Source organism: Nonomuraea sp. NPDC049141 (assembly GCF_040648415.1).
Lineage (GTDB): Bacteria > Actinomycetota > Actinomycetes > Streptosporangiales > Streptosporangiaceae > Nonomuraea.
This window is the reverse complement of the sequence record NZ_JBEZDR010000029.1, coordinates 166,023-183,437: the sequence shown is the minus strand read 5'-3', so window position 1 is coordinate 183,437 and position 17,415 is coordinate 166,023. Positions and strand designations below refer to the sequence as shown.

Here is a 17,415-nt window from a genome sequence, read left to right as displayed (position 1 = left end):
TCAAATCACTGGAGTCCCCTTAATCACCCCGAGGCGGACAGCGACGTCACCCCCAGCACCAGCTGGGGTGCGACCGAGAACAGGAGCGCCACCACAAGCGCGATCCCGACAGCCACCCAGACAGCGGGAAACGCCCGGCGGACCCCGGCGGGCACGGCCTCGACCGGGGTGAACAGTCGTGCTGTCCAGACCACGTAGTAGTACAGACCGATCACGGTGTTGACGGCCATGACGACCGCGAGCCACCCGGCTCCACCCTCGATGATCTCCCGGAACACCACCACCTTGGCGAACAGCCCCGCCAGCCCCGGCGGCAGCCCGGCCAGGCAGATCAGGCAGAACGCCAACGCGATCGCCGCCACCGGGCTGCGGAAGGCGAGGCCGCGATAGTCGTCCAGCTCGTTGCGCGCGATCGTCCGCGACACCAGCATGACGACCGCGAACGCGCCCAGGTTCATGGCCGCGTAGATGACGAGGTAGGCCACCGACGCCCCGACCGCACCGGAGGTGAGACTGGGCACTCCGCTCCGGGCCGCCACCGCGAGCGGGGCCAGGATGTAGCCCGACTGGGCGACCGAGGACCAGGCCAGTAGGCGTACGGCGGAGCGCTGGCGCATGGCCAGGAGGTTGCCGACCGTCATGGTGAGCGCCGAGACGATCGCGATGATGGGCGCCCAGGTCGATGCCTGGCCGGGCAGCGCGGTGACCAGGACGAGGATCAGGCCCGCGAACCCGGCCGCCTTCGAGATCACCGAAAGCAGCGCGGCGACGGGGACCGGCGCGCCCTGGTAGACGTCCGCCGCCCAGGAGTGGAACGGCACAGCCGCGATCTTGAACGCGAAACCGGCCACGACGAGCACCAGCCCGACCGTGACCACGCCCGGCAGTCCGTGATCGGCCGCCAGCAGTGACGAGTGAGCCTCCAGCGTCGCCGCACCCGGCGCGGTGGCCGTCCCGCTGAACACCGAGGCGAGCCGGGAGAGGTAGACGGTCCCGGCGATCCCGTACAGCAGGGAGACCCCGAACAGCATGACGGCCGTCGACACGACCGAGACGAGGAAGAGCTTGACCGCCGCCTCGGAGGAGCGCCCGTCGTAGCGCTTGAGCGCGGTGAGGGCGAACACCGGCAGCGACACCAGCTCCAGGGCCACCACCAGCATGATCAGGTCTCGCGAGGCAGGCAGGGTCACCGCGCCGACCAGCGTACAGAGCACCAGGAAATACCACTCACCAGACGGAATGCCACCCCCGGCCAGCTCGGACATGGACATCAGCACGACGACGACGGCCGCGACCAGCACCAGCCCCGCGAAGATCAGCGTGAACCGGTCGACCACGAACGAACACGCCGCCGCTGGGCTCCCTGCCCCCGCCGGGGTGGCGAGGCTTTCGGGGACGCAGAAGGTCGCCCGCGGACCGCCACCTCGTACGGCCTGCGCTACAACGAACCCCAGCGCGACGACGATGCCCCCGAGACTGACCAGCCCGAGCCCGGTCTGGGTCCGCCCTCCGGTGGGCAGGAACGCGTCGAGCATCAGCACGAGCCCGGCCGCCAGCGCGAGGACCAGAGGCACCGCGATAACGAAGTAGTCGATCTGCTGGATCATGACAAGGCCCCCAGCAGGGTCTGCACGGCCGGTGTGGTGAGCGAGAGGAGCAGTTTGGGCCAGAGCCCGAACAGCAGGATCAGCACGATCAACGGCACCCAGGCGGCCCACTCGTACCCCTGGATGTCAGGCAACAGCCGCCTCCCGCGCCTACCGTCGATCGGCCGCTCACCAGGCCACTCGGACGTATCGCCCACCCGGTGAGACCCGCCGGACGGCCCGCCGGCCGACATCGCGGGCGCCCGTTCAGGCAGCCCGTGCGTCACGCGGGACAGCATGACGAGGAAGTACGCCGCCGTCAGCACCGCGCCCAGCCCGCCGATCACCATGAACGTCAGGAACAGCCCCCGCGGCAGCCCGCCCCCAGGCTGGAAGGCGCCGAACAGGGACAGCATCTCCCCCCAGAACCCGGCCAGCCCGGGCACCCCGAGCGAGGCGATGGCCGCGAAGGTCAGCACCGACCCCAGGTGGGGAAGCGTCGCCAGCATGCCGCCGCCGAGGACACGCATGTCGGCCGTGCCGTAGCGCTCCTTGATCGCGCCGGCGAGGAAGAAGAGCAGGCCGGTGATGAGGCCGTGGGCGACGTTCGCGAACAGGGCGCCGTTGACGCCCACCGTGGTCAGCGAGGCGAAGCCCAGCAGGACGAAGCCCATGTGGCCCACGGACGAGTAGGCGATCATGCGTTTGAGATCGCGCTGCGCGAGGCACGCCAGAGCACCGTAAATGATGCCGACCACGGCGAACGCCCCCAGCCACGGCGCCACCGCCACCGCCCCTTCGGGCAGGACAGGGATGGCGATCCTGGCGAAGCCGTACGTGCCCATCTTCAGCAGCACGCCGGCCAGCAGCACCGAGCCGACGGTGGGCGCCTCGGTGTGCGCGTCGGGCAGCCAGGTGTGCAGCGGCCACATGGGCGTCTTGACCGCCAGCCCGACGCCGATGGCGACGAACGCGAGGATCTGCACGGCTCTGGGCATGCCCGCGCCGTGGGCCTGACCGAGGGCGACGATGTCGAGTGTGCCGGTCCGCGCCCAGACGAGCAGCAGGCCGAGCAGCATCACGACCGAGCCGAGCAGCGTGTACAGGATGAACTTGATCGACGCGCCGCGACGGCCCTTGCCGCCCCAGATGGCGATCAGGAAGTACATCGGGATCAGCACGATCTCGAAGAACACGAAGAACAGCAGCAGGTCGAGCGCGAGGAACGTGCCGATCATGCCGACTTCGAGCACGAGCAGCGTGAACACCATCGCCCGAGGCCGCCCACCGCCCGCTCTCGCCCGCAGCAACTGGCCGGGACCGCGCGCGTCGCCCCAGCTCAGATAGACGAAGCAGAGGAACGTCAGGAGGGCGGTCAACGCGATCAGCGGCAGCGAGATGCCGTCGACGGCCAGGTGGAAATGGAGCCCCAGCCCAGAGATCCACTCCCGGTCGACGGCGAACTGCGGCCGCGCCGTCTGACCGTAGTCGAACGTCGCCACCATCACCACGGCGAGCACCAGCGCGACACCCGACACGACCAGCCCGTAGACCCGCAGCCACGGGCGCAACGCGGTCGGCGCCACCAGGAGCAACAGCGCCCCGAGCAGAGGCACGGCCAGCAACGCGACAGGAAGCAGGCTCGTCACGTGGACACCACCGCCCCGGGAAGCTCACCCGTCATGTGAACACCACCGCCCCCACCACGATCAGGAGGACCCCGGCGAGCACGCCGCTCACGTAGAGCTGGACGTTGCCGTTCTGGGCGAGCCGCAGCAGCCCGGACAGCCCTCGCGCGGACCGTCCCGAGCCGCGCACCGCCCCGTCCACGACCACGTCGTCCGTCCTGACCACGAGCCTGGCCAGCGCCAGGATCGGCCGGACGAACAGGGCGGAGTACACACTGTCCACGTAGAACGCCCGCTCGCACGGCAAGCGCAGAGGGCCGAGCAGGCGGGCCGGGTCGGCGAGTGGATCACTGCGCCAGAACGCGTACACCACCCCGGCACCGAGCAGCGCGAGCACGACTCCGACGGCCGCCACCCCCAGGTCCACGTGGAGCCCGCCGGCGAGTCCGAGCAGCAGGGCGGGAACCGTGAGGAGCACGATGGGCACCAGCATCGTCCGCGGCGCCTCGCGGACGTCGATCACGTGGGCCATGCCGGGCTCGGGCTCGGGGAGCGCGACGACTCTCGCCTGGCCGAAGAAGGTACGGAGCCAGGCCCTCGTCGCGTACGCCCCGGTGACGGCGACGGTCGCGAGCGCGCACCCGTACAGCAGCAGGGCGGCGGCGTCCGTCAGACCGCCACTCGACAGTGCGTGGTCCATGGCCAGCAGGAGTTCGTCCTTGCTGAAGAAGCCGCTCGCCGGGGGCAGCCCCGCGAGGGCGGCGAATCCAACCGTCATCGTGACGAACGTGACCGGCAGCTCCCGTCTCAGGCCGCCCATCTGGGTCATCAGGTTCGAGCCGACGTGGTGGATGACCGCGCCCGCGCACAGGAACAGCAGCGCCTTGAACGCGCCGTGCGTGAGGAGGTGGAAGATCGCCGCGCTGTCGGAACCCGCCGCCAGCCCGCCGGCCATGTAGGAGAGCTGGCTGATCGTCGAGTACGCGAGCACACGTTTCAGGTCGTCCTGGGCGAGCGCGGCCAGGGCGGCGCCCAGCATGCCGAGGGCGGCCAGGACGGCCAGTACGTCGAGTGTGGGGCGGGCGGCCTGGAACGCGGGGAAGAGCCGCGCCACGATGAAGATCCCGGCGGCCACCATGGTGGCGGCGTGGATCAGCGCACTGATGGGCGTCGGGCCCGCCATCGCGTCGGGCAGCCAGGTGTGCAGCGGCACCTGCGCGCTCTTGCCCGCCACCCCGGCGAGCAGCAGCATCGTGCCGGCCACCAGCGTGCCTGTGGACATCTCAGGCACCTTCGCCAGCACATCCGTTATCCGGAAGCTACCTGCGGCGGCGCCGAGCACGAAGATGCCGAACAGGAAGCCGACATCGCCGAGCCGGGTGACCAGGAACGCCTTGATGGCGGCTCGCGAGTTGCCCTTGTCCTCCCACCAGTGGCCGATGAGCAGGTATGAGCACAGGCCCATGATCTCCCAGCCCACATAGAGGACGAGGAGGTCGCCCGCGTAGACCACCAGCAGCATCGCGCTGGTGAACAGGCTGATGAAGGCGCTGTAGGAGGGATAGCGGGAGTCGTCGTGGAGGTAGCCGACCGAGTAGACCTGTACGGCCAGCGCCACGAGGGTCACCAGGACGCCGAGGATGGCGGACAGGTCGTCGGCCTGGAGGGTCAGCGAGATCGGGATGGCGCCGGTGCCGATGGTGCCGTAAGTGCGGCCGACCGCTGGACCCGGCCTGGCGCCTTCGAGAAAGGCGAAACCGGGCTCCCAGGCCAGCCAGAGCGCCAGGACCGCGGCGACCGCCGTCGGCACCACCGCGATCCACGCCGCCCGCGCGTTGGCACCCTCGCCTGCCGCTGGTCCCGTTGTGCCCGCCGGGCGTCGGTGTGGCCAACGCGACAGCAGCAGACCCGCGAAGGCCGCGGCGAAGGGGAGAACGACGGCCAAGAGCGGGAAGATCGTCACAACGTGCCCCCTCGCCTGACAGGCGCGGCTGTCTCGGCCGCCTCGGCTGTCTCGGCCGAATCCCCCGCCGCTGCGGGCTCCCCCGACCGACGAGTCGGCGGGTCTGCCGAATCGTCCGAGGTGCCGGGGCCTGACGGACCGCCCGACTTACCGGGAGCTTCCGGATTGTCCGAAGCGCCGGGACCTACCGGGTCAACCGACCTCTCGGGAGCTTCCGGATTGTCCGAAGCACCGGGACCTGACGGGCCGTCCGACTTACCGGAGCCTGCCGGATCATCCGACACGCCAGGACCTATCGGGCCGCCCGACCTACCGGGACCTACCGGGTCGTCCGGGGTGCCGGGTTCGGACAGGTCGCGGAGTTGGTCGATGTCGACCGTACGGCGGTTGCGGTAGAGGGCCAGTACGATCGCGAGGCCCAGCCCGACCTCGGCGGCGGCGATCACGATGATGAACAGCGTGAGCACCTGGCCGCTGTGCAGCCGATCGCCCAGCCACACGTCGAACGCGACCAGGTTGAGGTTGACGGCGTTGAGCATCAGCTCGACCGACATCAGCACGAGGATCGTGTTGCGCCGGGCGAGCACCCCATAGACACCGACGGAGAAGAGAAGCGCGGAGACGACCGCCGGGTAGACGATGTGCACTAAGAACCCCCGGTCTGCTCGGGTGGCGAACCCCCGGGAATGTCCGTGCGAGACAGCACGATGGCGCCGATCAACGCGGCCAGCAGCAGCACGGAGAGCGCCTCGAACGGCAGCACCCAGGTGCTGAACACGCTGGCGCCGAGCTCCTTGGCGGCGCCGGAGCCGGGTTTCAGCGGTGTGTACGCCGTACGGAAGCCGTCGATCACCATCGTGACCAGGACGGCCGCCGTCGCCACCGCCACCACGGCCGCCGCCCACCGGTTGCCGCTGTCGAGATCGGCGGAACGGCCGATCGGGGCACGGGTCAGCATGATGCCGAACAGCAGCAGGACCACCACCGCGCCCACATAGATGAGCACCTGCACCCAGGCCACGAACTCGGCGGTCAGCACCAGGTAGCCGCCGGCCAGGGCGCCGAAGGAGACGACCAGCCAGAGGGCGGCGTGGACCAGTTGCCTGGTCGTGACGACGAGCAGCGCGGATCCGACCGCCACCGCGCCCAGCAGCAGGAAGACGATCTCCTGCCCGGTGGGTGACAGGTAGGAGGGCACCGCCTCGGTCACGAATCCTCCCCGGACTCCCTTGTCTCATCAGGGCCGAGCCGCCCGGGCGGGCGGATGGATCGAGGATCGGCCATCCTGCGCCCGCGCCGGCTCGCGCGAGAATTCTGCTCCCCCGCGCCGGGTGGCTGCGACGGTTCGGCCGAGCCTGTGGATGACGCTTCGGCAGATGGCCGGCCTGTGGATGACGGACCGCCTGAAGGTGATGCCGACGGACCAGAAGCGGGTGCCGACGGACCGGAAGCAGGCGCTGGCCGACCAGATGTAGGCGCAGGCGAACCGGAAGTGGGTTTCGGCGGGCCCGATGTGGGCGCGGGCGGACCGGAAGTAGGTGCGGGTGGCCCGGATGAGGGCGCTGGCCGATCGGATGTGGTCGCGGGCGAATCGGATGTAGGTGCGGACCGATCGGATGTGGGCGCGGCCGGCCCGGAAGCAGGTGCCGACGACCCGGATGCGGGGCCTGGCCTGCCAGGACGGTCAGCGGTGCCGGTCCGGGCGGCGGCCGAGTCTGCGGCACTCCGCTGGTCAGCGGCCGAACCCGCGACGCCAGAACGGCCAGCGGCCGAACCTGCGGCACCGCGACGGTCATCCGCCGAACCCGCGGGGCCAGAACGGTCGGCAGTCGAACCTGCGACGGCGGGGCGATCGGCATCAGTGCGACCGGAGGTTGGGCGGGCGGCGGCGGGACCTGCGGTGTCAGGGCGGGCGGCGGCCGGGCCTGCGGTGCCAGGGCGGCGGGGAGCGGCCGTGAGTTCCTTCGGGGGTGCGGCGCCGGGGTCGTGGGCGGGCGGCGGCGGGACCGTTGCGGCCCAGGCCGCGAGCCGGTCCTTCTCATGCAGAAGGTTGCGGATGTCGCCCTCGGCGTACTCGAACTCGGGCGACCAGAACAACGCGTCGAACGGGCACACCTCGATGCAGATCCCGCAGTACATGCACAGGGCGAAGTCGATGGCGAACCGGTCGAGAACGTTCCGCTGGCGGGCGCGCCCACCCTCAGGGGCCGGAAGGGTCTCCTTGTGCGAGTCGATGTAGATGCACCAGTCGGGGCACTCGCGTGCGCAGAGCATGCAGGAGGTGCAGTTCTCTTCGACCAGGGCGATGACGCCGCGGCTGCGGGGCGGGAGGGCGGGCTTGACCTCGGGATACTGCTGCGTTACGGATTTGCGCAGCATGTGGCGAAGAGTCACCGATAGACCCTTCGCGAGGCCGACTCCCGGTATCCGCGCCATATCAACATCATGTCGCACTTGACCGTGCAGGTGAATGATCCTGGCCCGTTGTCCCCAAGTTTTCCACAGTCATCCACAGGCTGACCGAAGGTTATCCACAAGATGTGTCCACAGCCGATATGTGAAAGTCCTGCGCGATAGTCTTCCCGCCATGTCGTACAGCCAGCCTGCCCGCCCCACTAGCGGAGCGTGGGCGGCTGCCATCGTGTGGGCGGTGCTGCCGCTGATGACGTGCGGGCTGGCAACACCGTTCACGATCGGGTTCGCGGCCTACTGGCTGCGGAGCACATGGCATGTTGTCGCGGCGGGCATCTACGCCATCTCCATCGGCTCTTTCGTGATGGCGGCCTTGGCCTACGACCAGTTCGAGGACATCCCGGCCCCGCTGTCGGGGTTGGTCTCGATCGGACTCGTCGTCAGCTGGCTGGGTGGGGTCATCCACTCGGGCATCCTGGTCCCCACGATGGTCAGGGCACGCCGCAACAGACCGGTCTATCAGCCTCCCCACCAGCACCGGAGCACTCCGCCGCCCTTCGATCTGCACCAGCGCACCACCTCTCCGAGTCCCCAGCGCCGGCCGCACGAGCCCGAGTGGATCGGGCACTACCGGGTGCTCCAACCCCTCGGGCGGGGCGGGCAGGGCGCGGTCTATCTCGCGATGGCGCCCAACGGCGTACGCGTCGCCGTCAAGGTCCTGCACGACCTCGTCGACGACGTGGCACGGGCCAGGTTCGCCAGGGAGGTCGACGCGGCCCGGCGGGTGGCGACGTTCTCCACGGCGCGGGTGCTCGACGTCAGCATCACGGGTCAGCACGCCTACATCGTCAGCGAATACGTCGAGGGCCCGTCGCTCGAACATCTCGTACGGAAGTACGGCCCGCGCGACGAGGACAGCCTGACGCGGCTGGCGTTATCCACAGCCGGAGCGCTCGCCGCCATCCACAAGGCGGGGATCGTCCACCGCGACTTCAAGCCGAGCAACGTGCTGATCGGGCCGGACGGGCCGCGGGTGATCGACTTCGGGATCGCGCGGGCGCTCGACCAGATGACGGTGACCTCGGGCAAGATGGTCGGCACCCCGCCTTACATGTCGCCCGAGCAGTTGACCGGGGCGCCGGTGGGGCCGGCGTCCGACGTGTTCAGCTGGGCTGTGACGATGATGTTCGCGGCGACGGGGCGGCCGGCGTTCGGGGAGGACACGGTGCCGGCGGTGTTCAATCGGGTGCTCACCTTCCACCCGGACCTGTCGCCACTGCCGCCTGCCCTCCGCAGCATCGTGGGCTCCTGCCTGCACAAGAGCCCCGACGACCGCCCATCCGCGTCTGACGTGATGCTGGCAATCGTCCACTGATCGCCGATCGGGACGATCCGCCGTCACAGACACCAACCACCGATCAGAGCGATCCGCCGTCATGGATGCCGACCACCGATCGGGGAGAAGATCGCGATCTTGTACGGCAAGCCAACCCAGCCACTGCCCGCCGACCAGGGCCGGGCCCTGTCACTTCAACGGCCCTGAGGTGTGCGTGGTGCGCCCCGTAACGGGACGGTGATCAGGACAACCGGGGTCAGATGGTGGCGTCCCGGGTGTTGCGCGTGAGGTTCAGATACTCCTCCCGCGAGATCGAGTGCACCGCCAGCCGCAGCAGGTGGCGGTCCGCGAAACGGTGGACGGCATCAGGGGCCCATCCGCCGGGCAGGTGGTGCAGCGGACTGCCGTTCCCGTCGAGGACGAACAGCCCGGCCAGTTCCTCATAGCGGTAAAGCAGCAGGGACGCGGCCTTCCTCCGGCCCTCGCCGATCTCGATGGACGGTGTCTGTTCCTTGCCCCGATGCACCTGCAACTTCTCGCCTGGGAGCACCGAGAGATACGGCCCCCCGGCGGAGCCGAGGATCAGGCCGCGGTCCGCGCGCCAGCGGTGGACGCGGGCGGACACCGGGCGCAGCACGAGGAGCAGAGGGCTGAAGCCGATGGCCAGCCACTTGACCTCCAGAAGGTCCAGGAGCGACCTGCCCACCATGGAGATCCCGCGCCAGGCCGCCCACATACCGGTCGACGCCAGGTAGACCATCAGCGCCAGCCCGGCGACGCCGACCCCGATGCTCACCGGCCCGCGGTACCTGGCCAAGAACGGTGGCCGCAGGCCCCGGAAGCGGCGCCAGCCTGGGGCGCGGCCGGCGAGCACCGCCCGTACCCGCTTCGAGGTGTCTCCGCGGGCGTCGACGATGGGGAGGCCCGCGGACTTCACGAACGCGGCCACGTCCGGGACGTACCACTCACCCGGCAGGTCGAGCAGCACCAGGCCGTCGCCGTCGAGCGCGGCCAGCCCCTGGACCGAGAGGGTCTTGGCCTTCCCCCTCGACACGAGGACCCGCTGCTCGTAGCGGTAGTGGTAGAGCGTCGCGGGCATCAGCCGCACGGATTGGCCGGACGTGTTGTCGGAGACGGCCAACGCCGAGCCGTCCCATAACACCTCCGTCCGGGGACAGGGAGTCCCCGCCACCGCCCCCGCGACCGGCCGAAGCCGAGGTTGAGATCGAACGTCCATGAAGATCACCCTCCATAGGCCCCCTATCCACATAAGACGGATAAGTCGGAGGTAAAGTGCCGACAAACAGCCGACAAACCAGCGGGACTACGTGAGCACCTTCACGACGCCCGTGAGCGCCAACTGGACCAGTGCCAACGGCACCAGCCCCACCCACGCCAGCTTCTGCAACTGGTCCTCACGCATCCGGGGAAAGCTCACTCGCAGCCAGATCACCACAAAAGCCAGCGCGAACACCTTGACCAGCGTCCACACCCATCCGGCCAGCAACGGCCCGTGCCACCCGCCCAGAAACAGCACGGTGGTCAGGAACGACAGCACGACGATCCCGACGTACTCCGAGAGCATGAACAGGGCGAACCGCATCCCGGTGTATTCGGTCATCGGCCCCATGATGATCTCGGACTCGGCGATCGGCATGTCGAACGGCGGCCGGCGCAGCTCGGCCAGCCCGGCCAGGAAGAACACCACGCCGCCGATGGCCTGCCACGGCAGCCACCACCACTGCCACGCCGAGACGATCGCCGGGATGGACAGCGTGCCCGCCGCCATCGCGACGGAGGAGGCGGCCAGCACCAGCGGCAGCTCGTACGACATGAGCTGGGCGGCCGACCGCATGCCGCCGAGCACCGAGTATTTGTTGGCCGACGCCCACCCCGCCATGATCGAGCCGAGCACGCCGATGCCCATCACCGCGAGCACGAAGAACAGCCCGAGGTCGAGGTCCACGCCGACCAGCCCCTGGTCGACGGGGATGGCGATCAGCACGAGCAGGTACGGCACCAGCGCGACCCCGGGCGCGATCATGAAGACGCGCCGGTCGGCGGCGGCCGGGATGACGTCCTCCTTCTGCGCGAACTTCACCCCGTCGGCGATGAGCTGCGCCCAGCCGTGGAAGCCGCCCGCGTACATCGGCCCGAGGCGCGACTGCATGTGCGCCATGACCTTGTGCTCGGTCTGCCCGACGATCAACGGCAGCACGAGGAACACGATGAGGATGGCGGCGAAGCGCAGCACCACGTCAAGCATCGGGTGTCCCCCAGTCGGCGGGTACGCCGGGCGGCAGCGTCTTGCGCCGGCTCGGCGAGCCGTGCCCGGATTCGCCCGGCTCCTTGGCTCCCGGCCAGGGCTTGGCCACCCGGGCGGCGAGGATGAAGTCCTTGCGCAGCGGATGCCCCTCGAACCCGTCGGGCAGCAGCAGCGGCACCAGGTAGGGATGGCCGTCGAAGAGCACCCCGAACATCTCGTACGTCTCGCGCTCGTGCCAGTTGGCGCCCCGGTAGACGCCCACGGCGGTGGGCAGCCGCGGATCGGCGCGCGGCACCCGGGTGCGGACGAGCACCCGCTCGCACGAGTCGGGGTCGTAGACGTGGGCGACCACGAAGAACCCGTCGGGCGGATCGTCGACGCCGGTCAACCAGTCGAAGAAGGTGTGGCCGGAGTCCCTGAGGAAGGTCAGGACCTCGATCCAGTCGGCCGTGCCGACGTCGACGGTGGTCTCGCCGAAGGAGGTGGAGACGGAGACCCGCTCACCGAAGCGCTCCTCAGGCGTCACGACACGTCCCCGTGCGAGCGGGACCAGACGTAGCGGTCGCTGAGCTTCTCGGCGGCGATCTTCTCCTGGAGCTTCATGATCCCGTGGAGCAGCGCCTCAGGTCTGGGCGGGCAGCCGGGCACGTAGACATCGACGGGAATGATCTGGTCGACGCCGTTGGTGACGCAGTAGGAGTCCCAGTAGGGGCCCCCAGTGTTGGAGCAGGCGCCGAACGAGATCACGTACTTCGGATCGGGCATCTGCTCGTAGAGGCGCTTGACGGCGGGCGCCATCTTGTCGGTGACGGTGCCCGAGACGATCATCAGGTCGGCCTGGCGCGGCCCGTTGGCGAACGGGATCACCCCGAACCGGATGAAGTCGTGGCGGCTCATCGACGTCGCGATGAACTCGATCGCGCAGCAGGCGAGCCCGAAGTTGAACACCCACAGCGAATAACGCCGCCCCCAGTTGAGCACGAAGCGCATCGGCTTGGGTGCCAAGCGCGAGATCGGCCCCACCGTGGGCATCGGGAGATCCGTGGCTGCCATATGGCCATTGTCCCGCGTGATCTACCCAAGGAGTAGAGGGGCGGCGGATGATCGACCGAAAAACAACCTAAGTCCAGCCGAGTACGCGCTTTCGCCAGGCGTAGAGGATGCCGAGCGCGATGAACCCCAGGAAGACGAACATCTCCACGAGCGTCGTCAGCCCGTATCCCGGCGCGTCGAAGACCGTGGCCCACGGGAAGAGGAACACGGCGTCCACGGCGAAGACCACGTACAGGTAGGTGAAGACGTAGTAGCGCACCTGCGACTGGGCCCAGCCGTCGCCGACGGGGTCGACGCCGCACTCGTAGGTGGTCAGCTTCTCGGCCGTCGGCCTGGTCGGGCGCAGGAGACGGTTGGCCATGAGGGCCCCGGCCACGATGGCCACGCCGATGGCGAGCAGCGCGGCGACCAGCACATAGGACCCGAAGTAGCCGTCCATGCCCTGATCGTAACTCAGTCAAGCCTCGTCCCCCATAGTCCCAAAACGGGGCAAAACGCAAGATCGCCCCCTTAATCTGACCTTCATGCACAAAAAGGGACTCATTGGAGGAATCGCCCTGCTGGCCCTTTCCGCCGTGGGTGGTGGACTGGCCACCGCTTCCCCTGAGCGGGACGTCCTGGTCCCCGCGGAGCCGACCATGATCGACTTTGTCGACCCCGCGACCGTGGGCGGTCTGGTCGCCAGAACCCTGAGCGACGCCGACCGCGGGCACGGGCACGCGCGTCGCCTTGTGCATATCACCTACCCCGAGCTGCGGGACGCGCCCCGCCTCAACAGGGCCCTGCACGACGAGGCCGAGCGGACGCTCCACCACTTCCGCGACCTCACCAAGTTCGACGCCCCGCGGCCCCGCCCCGAGCTGAATGTGGACTGGCAGCTCGCCGCCGCCTCCGGCGACATCGTCGGCGTACGGCTGCGCACCGGCGAGTCCCTCGGCAACGGCTGGAGCAATTCCATCCGGACCCTCTGGTACGACCGGCGGACCGGCAAGGCGACCGGCTCGGCCGGCCTGCTCTCCGGCCACGCCGCGCTGCGCGATCTCACGCGACTGGTCAAGGATCGGCTCGCGAAGCGCGGATCCCCGACGGACCCCGGCAGGGTGACGGGCGACCAGCTCGACTCGATGGCCTTCAACCAGGGCGGGGACCTGGTGGTGGAGTTCGACGACTGCCAGGTCGGGCCGTGCTCCCTCGGCCGCCTGGCCGTGGCCGTACCCGCCCGGCAGGCCGATCCCCTGCTGTCGCCGACGGGACGGCGCGCGCAGGAGGCCGTCCGGGAGGCCGCCAGGCAGGCGGCGCCGACCGTGCCGAGGACGCTCCCGTCATCCAGCCCCGAGGCCGTCAGCAACCGGGCGGGGTCGGTCGACTGCGCCAAGGCCAAGTGCGTCGCGCTGACCTTCGACGACGGGCCGGGACCGGACACGCCCAGGCTGCTCGACATGCTGCACCAGGCCGGGGCGCGGGCCACCTTCTTCACCGTCGGCACCAGTGCCGCGGCCCGGCCGGATCTGCTGGTCAGGATGAGCGTCGAGGGGCATCTGGTGGCCAACCACTCCTGGGCGCACCTGGACCTGTCGAAGTTGACCACCAGCAAGATCGCCGATTCGCTCCGCCGTACCCAGGACACCATCACAGCGGCCATCGGCGAGCGGCCCACGCTGATGCGCGCGCCATACGGAGCGCTGAACGAGGACGTGATGGACGTGGCGGCGGACATGGGCCTCGCCATCGTCGGCCGGAACGTCGACGCAGGTGACAAGTACACGAACGACGCCAAGGCGATCGCCGACCGGGTGACCAGGCAGGCGCGCGTCGGGGCCATCGTGCTCATGCACGGCGTCCACCCGGCGACCGTTGACGCGGTTCCGGACATCCTCAAAAAGCTGCAGGGGAAGGGTTACACGCTTGTCACTGTTCCAGAATTGTATGGAACGGCAGGTATGCAGGCCGGACACCTTTACCGATCGGGGTCGGAGATCGCGCGTCATCGCCCCCTGACGTAAGTCACGCCTGGGAGGGACGTATAGTTGGCGCTCGTGACCCGAACAGTCCTCTTCGCACGCCTGCACGTCGACCTGTGCAGAATCGCCGCCGGGCTGTGTCACCCCTAACGGTTCTCCGGTATCCCCTGATTGCCCCCGCGTTTACCCGCATTCTGTAGCGAGGAAACGTGTTGAACCTCGCGAGGATCTAGCATGGAACTGAGAACGCGCCACATACGACCGCGCCTCGGCGCGTCGGGGAGGACTGAGCTGTGACGAAGCAGGTCCAGCAACTCGACCGCGTGATCATTAGATTCGCCGGAGACTCCGGCGACGGCATGCAGCTCACCGGCGACCGCTTCACCGCGGGCACCGCGGAGTTCGGCAACGACTTGTCGACGCTGCCCAACTTCCCCGCCGAGATCCGTGCCCCCGCGGGCACGCTCCCCGGCGTCTCCAGCTTTCAGCTGCACTTCGCCGACCATGACATCCTGACGCCGGGTGACGCTCCCAACGTGCTCGTCGCGATGAACCCGGCAGCGCTCAAGGCCAACCTGGGCGACCTGCCCCGCGGCGCCGACATCATCGCCAACATCGACGAGTTCACCAAGCGCAACCTGCAGAAGGTGGGCTACGCGGCCAACCCGCTGGAGGACGACTCGCTCAGCGAGTGGCGCGTCCACGCGGTGGCGCTGACCTCGCTGACTGTCAAGGCGCTCGAAGGCTTCGATCTGTCCAAGAAGGACGCCGAGCGTTCGAAGAACATGTTCGCGCTGGGGCTGCTCTCCTGGCTGTACCACCGGCCGACCGAGCACACGATCAAGTTCCTGGAGCAGAAGTTCGCCAAGAAGCCGGAGATCGCCAAGGCCAACATCGCGGCCTTCCAGGCGGGCTGGAACTACGGCGAGACCACCGAGGCGTTCTCGGTCTCCTACGAGGTGAAGCCGGCCCAACTGGCGCCCGGCGTCTACCGCAACATCTCCGGCAACCAGGCCCTGGCCTACGGCCTGATCGCGGCCTCGGTGCAGTCGAAGCTGCCGCTGTTCCTCGGCTCGTACCCGATCACGCCGGCCAGCGACATCCTGCACGAGCTGTCCAAGCACAAGCGGTTCGGCGTCCGCACCTTCCAGGCGGAGGACGAGATCGCCGGCGTCGGCGCGGCGCTGGGCGCGGCGTTCGGCGGCGCGCTGGGCGTGACCACGACGTCGGGGCCCGGGGTGGCGCTGAAGGCCGAGACCGTCGGCCTGGCGGTCACCACCGAGTTGCCGCTGCTCATCGTGGACGTGCAGCGGGCGGGGCCGAGCACCGGCATGCCGACCAAGACCGAGCAGACCGACCTGCTGATGGCCATGTTCGGCCGCAACGGCGAGTCCCCGGTGCCGATCGTGGCGCCGATGTCGCCGAGCGACTGCTTCGACGCGGCCATCGAGGCGGCGCGGATCGCGGTCAAGTACCGCACCCCGGTCATGCTGCTGTCGGACGGCTACCTGGCCAACGGCTCCGAGCCGTGGCGCCTGCCGGAGGTCTCCGAACTACCTGACATCTCCCAGGAGTTCACCACGACGCCCAACGGCGACGACGGCGAGTTCCTGCCGTTCAAGCGGGACACCGACACGCTCGCCCGCCCGTGGGCCGTCCCCGGCACACCGGGCCTGGAGCACCGCATCGGCGGCATCGAGAAGGCCGACGGCACGGGCAACATCAGCTACGACCCGGACAACCACGACCTGATGGTCAGGACCCGGGCGGCCAAGATCGCCGGGATCGACGTACCCGACCTCGAGGTCGATGACGCCGACGGTGACGCCAAGGTGCTGGTGCTCGGCTGGGGTTCGACCTACGGCCCGATCGCGGCGGCCGTGCGCCGCATCAGGAGGGCCGGTGGCAAGGTCGCGCAGGCGCACCTGCGGCACCTCAACCCCCTGCCCGCCAACACCGGCGAGATCCTCAAGAGCTACGACAAGGTGCTGCTGCCCGAGATCAACCTGGGCCAGCTCGCCCTGCTGCTGCGGGCGCGCTACCTCGTCGACATCATCAGCTACAACCGTGTGCGCGGGCTTCCGTTCAAGGCCGAGGAGCTGGCCGGAGTCATCCAGGACGTGATCGACAGTGACTGAACTGGTAAATGGGCGGGGCCTCTCGCTCGTCCCCAAGACCGACGCCAAGCAGACCCTGAAGGACTTCAAGTCCGACCAGGAGGTCCGCTGGTGCCCCGGTTGCGGTGACTACGCGATCCTGGCCGCCGTACAGAGCTTCCTGCCGGAGCTGGGGCTGAAGCGCGAGAACATCGTGTTCGTCTCCGGCATCGGCTGCTCGTCCCGATTCCCGTACTACCTCAACACCTACGGCTTCCACTCGATCCACGGCCGTGCGCCGGCGATCGCGACCGGGCTCGCCGCGAGCCGGCCCGACCTGTCGGTGTGGGTGATCACGGGTGACGGTGACGCGCTGTCGATCGGCGGCAACCACCTGATCCACGCGTTGCGCCGCAACGTCAACCTGAACATCCTGCTGTTCAACAACAGGATCTACGGTCTGACCAAGGGCCAGTACTCACCCACCTCCGAGGTCGGCAAGATCACCAAGTCGACGCCGATGGGCTCGCTGGACAAGCCGTTCAACCCGATCTCGCTGGCCATCGGCGCCGAGGCGTCGTTCGTGGCCAGGACGATCGACTCCGACCGCAAGCACCTGCAGTCGGTGCTGCGTGAGGCCACCGCCCACCGCGGCACCTCGCTGGTGGAGATCTACCAGAACTGCAACATCTTCAACGACAACGCCTTCGAGCAGCTCAAGGATCCGGAGATCCGCGACGACATCACGCTCAGGCTGGAGCACGGTCAGCCGATCGTGTCGGCGTCGAAGGCGGTCGTCAGGGCCGCCAACGGCGGCATCGAGGTGGCCGACCGCGCCTCGGTGAACGCGGACCAGATCATGGTGCACGACGCGCACAACCCGGACCCGTCGCTGGCCTTCGCGCTGTCGCGGCTCGACGAGCCCGCGTTCGAGCACGTGCCGATCGGCGTGTTCCGCTCGGTCGACCGGCCCGCGTACGACGTGCTGATGGCCGAGCAGATGGAGGAGGCCGTGGCTCAGAAGGGCCCCGGCGACCTCAGTGACCTGCTCCTGGGTGGCGACACCTGGCGTATCGGCTAAACCACTGGGTAACGCAGCTCCTTCGCGAACCGA

General features: G+C 69.0%; 13 protein-coding genes and 2 pseudogenes. 4 read left to right on the top strand and 11 right to left on the bottom strand.

Features of this window, described 5'->3' with window-relative positions; translation table 11 throughout:
* Window positions 1-23: 23 nt before the first annotated feature.
* The 6 genes and pseudogenes from AB0B91_RS55405 to AB0B91_RS55380 all read right to left on the bottom strand — a co-directional run.
* Window positions 24-1,607, bottom strand: coding sequence for an NADH-quinone oxidoreductase subunit N (locus tag AB0B91_RS55405; protein ID WP_358339730.1), 1,584 nt, complete (start codon window positions 1,605-1,607; stop codon window positions 24-26).
* On the bottom strand, window positions 1,604-3,235 hold the full coding sequence (locus AB0B91_RS55400; protein WP_358339728.1) for an NADH-quinone oxidoreductase subunit M: 1,632 nt from the start codon (window positions 3,233-3,235) through the stop codon (window positions 1,604-1,606). The genes AB0B91_RS55405 and AB0B91_RS55400 overlap by 4 nt, the downstream gene beginning before the upstream one ends.
* 31 nt (window positions 3,236-3,266) lie before the next feature.
* Window positions 3,267-5,159: an NADH-quinone oxidoreductase subunit L gene (locus tag AB0B91_RS55395; RefSeq protein WP_358339726.1), complete on the bottom strand. Its 1,893-nt coding sequence runs from the start codon at window positions 5,157-5,159 to the stop codon at window positions 3,267-3,269.
* 380 nt (window positions 5,160-5,539) lie between these two features.
* Window positions 5,540-5,824, bottom strand: a pseudogene (nuoK, locus tag AB0B91_RS55390) (NADH-quinone oxidoreductase subunit NuoK); the annotation flags it as partial.
* On the bottom strand, window positions 5,824-6,387 hold the full coding sequence (locus AB0B91_RS55385; RefSeq protein WP_358339724.1) for an NADH-quinone oxidoreductase subunit J: 564 nt from the start codon (window positions 6,385-6,387) through the stop codon (window positions 5,824-5,826). The gene AB0B91_RS55385 and the pseudogene nuoK, both read right to left, overlap by 1 nt.
* Window positions 6,388-7,274: 887 nt before the next feature.
* Window positions 7,275-7,556: pseudogene (locus tag AB0B91_RS55380) on the bottom strand (4Fe-4S binding protein); the annotation flags it as partial.
* Between the two features lie 208 nt (window positions 7,557-7,764).
* On the opposite strand from AB0B91_RS55380, the gene AB0B91_RS55375 reads away from it, so the two are divergent.
* Window positions 7,765-8,964, top strand: coding sequence for a serine/threonine-protein kinase (locus AB0B91_RS55375; RefSeq protein ID WP_358339722.1), 1,200 nt, complete (start codon window positions 7,765-7,767; stop codon window positions 8,962-8,964).
* Between the two features lie 217 nt (window positions 8,965-9,181).
* On the opposite strand, the gene AB0B91_RS55370 is transcribed toward AB0B91_RS55375, so the two are convergent.
* The 5 genes from AB0B91_RS55370 to ndhC all read right to left on the bottom strand — a co-directional run bounded on the left by AB0B91_RS55370 (window position 9,182) and on the right by ndhC (window position 12,683).
* Window positions 9,182-10,162 (bottom strand): hypothetical protein, encoded by a 981-nt coding sequence (locus AB0B91_RS55370; protein WP_358339720.1) that lies wholly within the window; start codon window positions 10,160-10,162, stop codon window positions 9,182-9,184.
* Between the two features lie 87 nt (window positions 10,163-10,249).
* Window positions 10,250-11,191 carry a complex I subunit 1 family protein gene (locus tag AB0B91_RS55365; protein ID WP_358339718.1) on the bottom strand — a complete coding sequence of 314 codons (942 nt, stop codon included), beginning with the start codon at window positions 11,189-11,191 and terminating at the stop codon, window positions 10,250-10,252.
* Window positions 11,184-11,717 carry an NADH-quinone oxidoreductase subunit C gene (locus AB0B91_RS55360; RefSeq protein ID WP_358339716.1) on the bottom strand — a complete coding sequence of 178 codons (534 nt, stop codon included), beginning with the start codon at window positions 11,715-11,717 and terminating at the stop codon, window positions 11,184-11,186. Before AB0B91_RS55360 ends, AB0B91_RS55365 begins: the two co-directional genes overlap by 8 nt.
* Window positions 11,714-12,181, bottom strand: a complete 468-nt coding sequence (locus AB0B91_RS55355; RefSeq protein WP_246651094.1) for an NADH-quinone oxidoreductase subunit B — start codon at window positions 12,179-12,181, stop codon at window positions 11,714-11,716. Before AB0B91_RS55355 ends, AB0B91_RS55360 begins: the two co-directional genes overlap by 4 nt.
* Before the next feature lie 130 nt (window positions 12,182-12,311).
* Entirely contained in the window at window positions 12,312-12,683 is a 372-nt protein-coding gene (gene ndhC / locus AB0B91_RS55350; RefSeq protein WP_358339714.1) for an NADH-quinone oxidoreductase subunit A, read from the bottom strand.
* Window positions 12,684-12,768: 85 nt separating this feature from the next.
* Here ndhC and AB0B91_RS55345 point away from each other — a divergent pair, with 85 nt between their 5' ends.
* The 3 genes from AB0B91_RS55345 (at window position 12,769) to AB0B91_RS55335 (ending at window position 17,382) form a co-directional block, all read left to right on the top strand.
* Window positions 12,769-14,247, top strand: coding sequence for a polysaccharide deacetylase family protein (locus tag AB0B91_RS55345; protein WP_358339713.1), 1,479 nt, complete (start codon window positions 12,769-12,771; stop codon window positions 14,245-14,247).
* A gap of 251 nt (window positions 14,248-14,498) precedes the next feature.
* The gene (locus AB0B91_RS55340; RefSeq protein WP_358339711.1) at window positions 14,499-16,343 is read left to right on the top strand and encodes a 2-oxoacid:acceptor oxidoreductase subunit alpha; all 1,845 of its coding nucleotides are present in this window, start codon (window positions 14,499-14,501) and stop codon (window positions 16,341-16,343) included.
* Window positions 16,336-17,382, top strand: coding sequence for a 2-oxoacid:ferredoxin oxidoreductase subunit beta (locus AB0B91_RS55335; protein ID WP_358339709.1), 1,047 nt, complete (start codon window positions 16,336-16,338; stop codon window positions 17,380-17,382). Before AB0B91_RS55340 ends, AB0B91_RS55335 begins: the two co-directional genes overlap by 8 nt.
* Window positions 17,383-17,415 lie beyond the last annotated feature (33 nt).